The following is a 7,559-nucleotide window of genomic DNA, read 5'->3' as shown; positions in this document are numbered from 1 at the left end:
CCGGTCTGAAGTGTTACCCATGTTTCCGGTTCATACCGCAGTGCCGCCCGGCGTTACGCCGATTTATCATCCAATCCACCGGCGCGCTTCCCGCGTCACGTTGTCCATCTCATCCAACAACTCCAGAAACTCCGGCTCCAGATCCTCGGCGGGCATGCCGCTGCGCAGGTGGTGCTCTATCAGGTGGCAAAGCTGCTTGAGGCGCGGCACGCCGCTGTAGCCGCAGCTGCCGTGCAGCTTGTGAATAGCCTCCGTCAGCTCCTCGGGCGCTTCCCCCACCAGCTGCTCTTCGACCTTATTGCGGATCTCCGGCAGGAAGGCAATCAGCATCTGTAACATTTCCCGGGCCAGATCGGGTTTATTTGCCGCCTGGCGCAGGGCCAGCTGCCAGTCCAGAGAGACGTCAGGGTTCACCGGCGCTTCTACCGGCTCCGGCTCCGGCGGCGTGAGCCACTGACTGACCCCAGGGCCGGGGAGATAGCGCAGCAGTAGGCTGCGGAGCTTATCCTCTTCAATCGGCTTCGCCAGGTAGCCGCTCATGCCAGCGTTCAGCAGCTTCTCTTTTTGCCCGGCCATGGCGTGGGCCGTAACCGCGATCACCGGCGTCTGCTGCTGGTGCGGCAGCTGGCGGATGGTTTCGCAGGCGCGAATGCCGTCGATATCGGGCATCTGAATATCCATCAGGATTAGATCGAACTGCATCTGCTTCGCGCGATCGATCGCGTTATGTCCGCTGTCGCACAGCTCGACGTACTGCACCTGATCGTCGAGCAGCGCACCAATAAGCTTCAGGTTGGCCGGGTTATCATCTACCGCCATTACGCTCATCGGCAGCTTGCTATCGTCGTTCAGCGCCTGCTCACGAGGGCGGTTAAGGCGGCAGTACTCAGTCAGCGCAGGCAGCAGGCGCGTGCTGGTAAGCGGTTTTAACAGGCATGCGGCGGCCCCCTCCTGCTTGAGCTGCTCGGCGTTGATCTGCACGTGACACGGCAGCGCCAGCAGCAGGAAGTCGGTCATGGCGGCGGCCTTTGCCAGCCGCTCATGCTGCATGGTGAGCGGCTCGCGCAGCGTCACCGGCACCGCCAGCAGCAGGATATCGTAGCGATCCTCCGGCAGGGCAGAGAAGGTTGGGCTGTAGATCACCTCCAACGGCGTTCCCTGGAGCAGATCCAGCGTGCTTTGCGCGGCGGCGGCGTTCGGCTCGACGTAGGCCAGCCGCTTGCCAGCGAGGCAGTCGGTAGGCAGCCCCTCGCTGCTGACGTTGGGGTTAAGATCGAGATTGATATGGAACCAGAAGGTCGAGCCGCGACCGGGCTGGCTGTGGAAGGAGATATCCCCCCCCATTTCGTTAACCAGCTTTTGAGTGATCACCAGCCCCAGCCCGGTACCGCCGTGCCGCCGGGAGATGCTGGCGTCCGCCTGGCGAAACGCCTGGAAGAGGCGGGACTGGTCGCGCTCTGGAATGCCGATCCCGGTATCGCGGATCTGCATCTCAATCTGCACCTTGTTATTGCTCAGGGCGCGCTTCTCCACCAGCACGTCAATATTGCCGTTTTCGGTAAACTTAATGGCGTTGCCTACCAGGTTGGTAATGACCTGCTGCAGGCGCAGCGGATCGCCAATCACGTTATCCGGCACGTCGTTTTTGACGTTGAGGGTCAGCTCCAGACCTTTGTCGTGGGCGGAGTGGGCCAGCAGGATCACCACCTCGTCGAGGGCGTTACGCAGCGGGAAGGGAATGCTCTCAAGCATCAGCTTCCCGGCCTCCAGCTTGGAGAAGTCCAGCACGTCGTTAATGATGGCGAGCAGGTTGTTAGCCGAGCGCTCAATAGTATGCAGATGATCGCGCTGGGTGGGCGTCAGCTCAGACTTCAGCGTCAGCCGGGTGAAGCCAATCACACCGTTCAGCGGGGTGCGCAGCTCGTGGGACATATTGGCCAAAAATTCGGACTTGATGCGTGCCGCCTCCTGGGCGCGCTTCTTCGCCAGGTCCAGCTCGACGTTCTGGATCTCCATCTGCTCAAGGGTTTCGCGCAGGTCCGAGGTCGACTGGTCGATGTTGTGCTGCATCTCCTCGTGGTACGCCGCCAGCGACATCGCCATCGAGTTGATACCGTTTTTCAGCATATCCAGCTCGCCCAGCATAAAGCCCTCTACGCGGCTGTCGAGCTGGCCCCGGCGGATGCGGTCTACCGTATTGACCATATTGCGGATCGGACCGGTGACGTCGCGCATCAGTCGCCAGCCAAAGATCAGGGCGATCCCGGTACAGAAGAGCATCATCAGGGTGGCGATAAAGATCTCTTTATACTGCTGTAAACGCACGGAGCGGAGATCCAGCTCCAGCGCAACGTAGCCCAGCATGTTGTTCGCCGCTTTGGCATCCGGCAGGGCCTGCTCGTCCGGGGAGTCGCCTTCAGAGACAATGGGCGTGCGCAGGATCAGCAGATCGCCCTGCCGCGTGACGTTCAGGCCCGGGGGGAAGGGCGCGCCATCCGGCAGCCTTAACGCTTTAGGATCGAGATGAGAGTTAGAAGTGACAAACAGCTGATTATGCTCATCGTAGACTGAAATTGCCCGCACGATGTCGGAGTGACGGCGATGGAGAACGCTGAGCAGCTGCCCGATAGAGTCCCGGCTTTGCAGGTTCATGCCATATTCGCTCGCCACCGCCAGCGGCTCGATAATGCTCGCCCCCGCGTCCTCAAGCTGCTGCTGTAAGTCATTGTAGCGATGGACAACAAAGAAAATGCTGAGCAGTAAACCGATCAGGACGGTTGGCGCTAAGATCAAAATCATCATTCGCGCCCGCAGGCTGTAGTTGGTCATGGAGTTCCGTTATGGGACAATTAGAGTCATTATGTTTGATTGAGAAAAATCCCGGCAATGGCGCAATTCTACTCTGCAAAACGGCGCGTGACGACGCGTGAGATCATAACCGTAACAGTAAACGACCTGGATCCCTTTGGCCAGGGCGTTGCACGCCATAACGGCAAAGCGCTGTTTGTGCCCGGGCTGCTGCCCGGCGAGCGTGGCGACGTGACGCTAACTGAAGATAAACGCCAGTTCGCCCGCGGGGCGGTGAAGCGGCGGCTGAACGACAGTCCGGAACGTGAAACGCCGCCGTGCCCGCACTTTGGCGTTTGCGGCGGCTGCCAACAGCAACATGCCAGCGTGGCGCTGCAGCAGCGCAGTAAAAGCAGCGCCCTGGCGCGCCTGATGAAAAACGAGGTGGACGATATTATCGCCGCTGAGCCGTGGGGCTATCGGCGACGGGCGCGGCTGAGCCTCAACTATCAGCCGAAGACGCAAACGCTGGAGATGGGCTTTCGCAAAGCCAGCGCCAGCGACATCGTGAACGTGGTGCGCTGCCCGGTGCTGACGCCCCAACTTGAGGCATTAGTTCCTTCACTACGTGAATGCTTGCAGAGCCTGGAGGGGGTACGCCATCTCGGCCACGTTGAGCTGGTGCTGGCCGATAACGGCCCGCTGATGGTGCTGCGCCATACTGCACCTCTCACGCTCGCCGATCGCGAAAAACTGGAACGCTTTTCGCATTCTCAGGGCGTTGCGCTGTTTCTTGCCCCGGAAAGCGCCATACTGGAGCAGGTATCCGGCGAGTTACCCTGGTACACCTCTGCTGGGCTACGCCTGACCTTTAGCCCACGTGATTTCATTCAGGTAAATGATAAAGTGAATCAGCAGATGGTAGACCGGGCGCTGGCATGGCTGGACGTTCAGCCGGATGACCGCGTGCTGGATCTCTTCTGCGGCATGGGCAACTTTACCCTGCCGCTGGCACAACGCGCCGCCAGCGTGGTGGGTGTGGAGGGGGTCGCCGCGCTTGTCGAGAAGGCGAAGGAGAATGCGCAGCAGAACGGTTTGCACAACGTGACCTTTTTCCATGAAAACCTGGAAGATGACGTCACAAAGCAGCCCTGGGCACAGCACGGTTTTAACAAGGTACTGCTCGATCCGGCCCGCGCCGGTGCGGCTGGCGTGATGCAGCACGTGCTAAAACTATCCCCAAAAAAGGTGGTCTACGTGTCATGCAACCCCGCGACGCTTGCCCGTGACAGCGAAGCATTATTAAATGCGGGCTACACTATGTCGCACCTCGCGATGCTGGATATGTTCCCGCACACCGGGCATCTGGAATCCATGGTGTTGTTTGAGCACGAGTGATTAATTCTGGCTTGCCGAATTCGGCAGGCTTCGTCCCTGAAAGGAGAGGACAATGGTTGCGGTAAGAAGTGCACATCTTAATCGAGCGGGTGAATTCGATTCGAAAAAATGGATCGCAAGTCTGGGGATCTCCAGCCAGCCCTCGTGTGAGCGCTTAGCCGAAACCTGGGCGTACTGCCTGCAACACACCCTGGGCCACCCTGACGCCGAGCTGCTGCTGTGGCGCGGCGTCGAGATGGTGGAAATCCTCTCTATGCTCAGTATGGATCTCGACACGTTGCAGGCCGCGCTGCTCTTCCCGCTGGCGGATGCCGAGGTGGTGAGCGAAGCGGTGCTGCGCGAAAGCGTGAGCAAGTCCGTGGTCGCGCTGATCTACGGCGTGCGCGATATGGCAGCTATTCGCCAGCTCAAAGCCACGCATACCGATGCCGTCTCCTCTGAACAGGTCGATAACGTTCGCCGCATGCTGCTGGCGATGGTGGATGATTTCCGCTGCGTGGTCATTAAGCTTGCCGAGCGCGTCGCCCACCTGCGTGAGGTAAAGGACGCGCCGGAAGACGAGCGCGTGCTGGCCGCCAAAGAGTGCACCAATATCTACGCCCCGCTGGCGAACCGACTGGGCATCGGCCAGCTGAAGTGGGAGCTGGAAGATTACTGCTTCCGCTATCTGCATCCAGCGGAGTACAAGCGCATCGCTAAGCTGCTGCACGAGCGACGGATCGATCGCGAACGCTACATTGATGAGTTCGTCAGACACCTGCGCGCCGAGATGAAGCAGGAGGGCGTCAAAGCGGAAGTGTATGGGCGTCCGAAACATATCTACAGCATCTGGCGCAAAATGCAGAAGAAGGATCTCGCCTTTGACGAGCTGTTTGACGTGCGGGCGGTGCGTATCGTCGCCGAGCGCCTGCAGGACTGCTACGCCGCGCTGGGGATCGTCCATACCCACCATCGTCATCTGCCAGATGAATTTGACGACTACGTGGCAAACCCGAAGCCGAACGGCTATCAGTCGATCCATACCGTAGTGCTGGGGCCAGAGGGTAAAACCGTTGAGATCCAGATCCGCACCAAACAGATGCATGAGGATGCCGAGCTGGGCGTCGCTGCCCACTGGAAATACAAAGAGGGAACGGTGGCAACCGGGGCGCGCACCAGCCACGAGGATCGCATCGCCTGGCTGCGTAAGCTGATTGCGTGGCAGGAGGAGATGGCGGACTCCGGCGAAATGCTCGACGAGGTGCGCAGCCAGGTCTTTGACGATCGCGTCTATGTCTTTACCCCGAAAGGCGACGTTGTGGATCTGCCCGCCGGATCGACGCCGCTCGATTTTGCCTACCATATCCACAGCGACGTCGGTCATCGCTGCATCGGGGCCAAAATCAGCGGGCGTATCGTGCCCTTTACCTACCAGCTGCAGATGGGCGATCAGATTGAGATCATCACCCAGAAGCAGCCGAACCCGAGCCGCGACTGGCTGAACCCGAACCTGGGCTATGTGACCACCAGCCGCGGACGCTCGAAGATCCACGCCTGGTTCCGCAAGCAGGATCGCGACAAGAATATTCTCGCGGGTCGCCAGATCCTCGATGATGAGCTGGCGCATCTGGGCATCAGCCTGAAAGAGGCGGAGAAGCACCTGCTGCCGCGCTACAACTTCAACGAAATGGAAGAACTGCTGGCGGCTATCGGCGGGGGCGACATTCGCCTCAACCAGATGGTGAACTTCCTGCAGTCGCACTTTAACAAGCCCAGCGCCGAAGAGCAGGACGCCGCCGCGCTGAAGCAGCTGCAGCAGAAGACCTATGCCCCGCAGGGGCGTAACAGCAAAGATAATGGCCGGGTGGTGGTCGAGGGCGTCGGCAACCTGATGCACCACATTGCCCGCTGCTGCCAGCCGATCCCGGGGGATGAGATCGTTGGCTTTATCACCCAGGGGCGCGGGATCTCCATTCACCGCGCCGACTGTGACCAGCTGACGGAGCTGCAATCCCACGCGCCGGAGCGCATCGTTGATGCGGTGTGGGGGGAGAGCTACTCGGCGGGCTACTCGCTGGTGGTGCGCGTCACCGCCAACGATCGCAGCGGCCTGCTGCGCGATATCACCACCATTCTCGCCAACGAGAAGGTGAACGTCCTCGGCGTGGCCAGCCGGAGCGATACCCGGCAGCAGCTTGCCACTATCGATATGAATATCGAGATCTATAACCTGCAGGTGCTGGGGCGTGTACTCGGCAAGCTCAACCAGGTTCCGGACGTGATTGACGCCCGTCGTCTGCACGGCGGTTAACCGCACGTTACGTTGTAGTTGTAGGCCGGGTTAGGCGAAACCGCCACCCGGCGTTTTTTTTAGGAAATAATCATGAATCAAATCAACCGCCTGCTGGGCATCATGCAGCGCCTGCGCGACCCGGAAACTGGCTGCCCGTGGGATAAAGAGCAGACCTTCGCCACCATCGCCCCCTACACGCTGGAGGAGACCTACGAGGTGCTCGACGCCATCGCCCGCAACGATCTTGACGATCTGCGCGGCGAGCTGGGGGATCTGCTGTTCCAGGTGGTGTTCTACGCCCAGATGGCGCAGGAGCAGGGACGTTTTGACTTCAACGACATCTGCGCGGCTATCAGCGACAAGCTTGAGCGCCGCCATCCGCATATCTTCGCCGACGCGACCGCCAGCAACAGCAGCGAAGTACTGGCGCGCTGGGAGGAGATCAAAACCAGCGAGCGGGCCGAAAAAGCCCAGCACTCGGCGCTGGACGATATTCCCCACGCCTTTCCGGCACTGATGCGCGCGCATAAGATTCAGAAGCGCTGCTCGGCGGTGGGCTTTGACTGGGACTCGCTCGGCCCGGTGCTCGGTAAGGTGCATGAAGAGATCGACGAGGTGATGCACGAGGCGCAGCAGGCGGTAGTGGATCAGGCCAAACTGGAGGAGGAGGTGGGCGATCTGCTGTTCGCTACCGTCAATCTCTCCCGCCATTTAGGGGTAAAAGCCGAAACCGCCCTGCAAAAAGCAAACCTGAAGTTTGAGCGTCGCTTCCGTGAAGTTGAACGAATTGTCGCCTCTCGCGGCCTGGCGATGACCGGCGTTGACCTCGAAACCATGGAAGAAGTCTGGCAGGAGGTAAAGCGCCAGGAAACTGATCTCTAACGAGTTTTGTGAATCAAGCGCGATTTGAGGGATTTTTAAATAACAAGCGCTTGATTTACGTCAAAAACATTTGCCGCAAACGAGCTATTTTCTCACTCCCCGTGGTTCGCTGAAGATGAGAAGAGGAGGGATAATGAAAGTTTGTGGCGACTGCGTAGTTCCGGTATACTACTTTCCCGTCCTGGTTATTCCATCGTCTTTTAAACCTACCTTCTCAGGT

At 59.6% G+C, this 7,559-nt stretch carries 4 protein-coding genes; 3 read left to right on the top strand and 1 reads right to left on the bottom strand.

Features of this window, described 5'->3' with window-relative positions:
• Nucleotides 1-66: 66 nt before the first annotated feature.
• Nucleotides 67-2,829: a two-component sensor histidine kinase BarA gene (gene barA / locus RTP97_RS20780; RefSeq protein WP_312416984.1), complete on the bottom strand. Its 2,763-nt coding sequence runs from the start codon at nt 2,827-2,829 to the stop codon at nt 67-69.
• Nucleotides 2,830-2,886: 57 nt separating this feature from the next.
• On the opposite strand from barA, the gene rlmD reads away from it, so the two are divergent.
• The 3 genes from rlmD (at nt 2,887) to mazG (ending at nt 7,339) form a co-directional block, all read left to right on the top strand.
• Nucleotides 2,887-4,185, top strand: a complete 1,299-nt coding sequence (gene rlmD / locus RTP97_RS20775; RefSeq protein ID WP_312416981.1) for a 23S rRNA (uracil(1939)-C(5))-methyltransferase RlmD — start codon at nt 2,887-2,889, stop codon at nt 4,183-4,185.
• A 52-nt stretch (nt 4,186-4,237) separates the two neighbouring features.
• Entirely contained in the window at nt 4,238-6,475 is a 2,238-nt protein-coding gene (gene relA, locus RTP97_RS20770) for a GTP diphosphokinase (protein WP_312416978.1), read from the top strand.
• Nucleotides 6,476-6,547: 72 nt separating this feature from the next.
• Complete coding sequence (mazG, locus tag RTP97_RS20765) at nt 6,548-7,339, top strand: nucleoside triphosphate pyrophosphohydrolase (protein WP_312416976.1); 792 nt, start codon at nt 6,548-6,550, stop codon at nt 7,337-7,339.
• Nucleotides 7,340-7,559: the final 220 nt, after the last annotated feature.

Source organism: Pseudescherichia sp. (assembly GCF_031998825.1).
Taxonomy (GTDB): Bacteria; Pseudomonadota; Gammaproteobacteria; order Enterobacterales; family Enterobacteriaceae; genus Pseudescherichia.
Note: the sequence above shows the minus strand (reverse complement) of the source record. Positions and strands in the feature narration are given on the sequence as shown.